Origin of the sequence: Psychrobacter sp. Rd 27.2 (assembly GCF_001921755.1) — a bacterium.
GTDB classification, from domain to species: Bacteria; Pseudomonadota; Gammaproteobacteria; order Pseudomonadales; family Moraxellaceae; genus Psychrobacter; species Psychrobacter celer.
Genome location: NZ_MRYB01000115.1, coordinates 1 through 377, shown reverse-complemented (window position 1 = coordinate 377; position 377 = coordinate 1). Strand labels below are relative to the sequence as shown.

Here is a 377-nt window from a genome sequence, read left to right as displayed (position 1 = left end):
TCCATTATAAAATTTAACTGAGCTATCTTCATTTATTAGAAAGTAAGGATTTGAATTTGAGTATTTTGGAAAAAAAAGCTTGTATTGAATATCTTGTAAAGATTGTGTTCTACCATACGAGTACCAATTAGTATAACTTCCTTTACCTTTATCTCTTAATGCTAACTTATCTTTATTAGATTTTAAATACTTGTAAGCCATAGGAAAACTTTTTCGAAATTCATCTTCATCTATAATTACAGTTTTATCATTAAAATTTAGATAAGGAAAAATAATTTTCTGTACCAGTTCATCGGCAACTTGCATACTACTCAATTTATTAGTGTTATAGATATCTCGACAAATGCCTTTCTCAATGCAAAACTCCTTATTCTCAT

General features: G+C 27.1%; 1 pseudogene. It reads right to left on the bottom strand.

Going from position 1 to position 377, the window contains the following annotated elements:
* Nucleotides 1–306: pseudogene (locus BTV99_RS12830) on the bottom strand (hypothetical protein); the annotation flags it as partial.
* Between the last annotated feature and the right edge of the window lie 71 nt (nucleotides 307–377).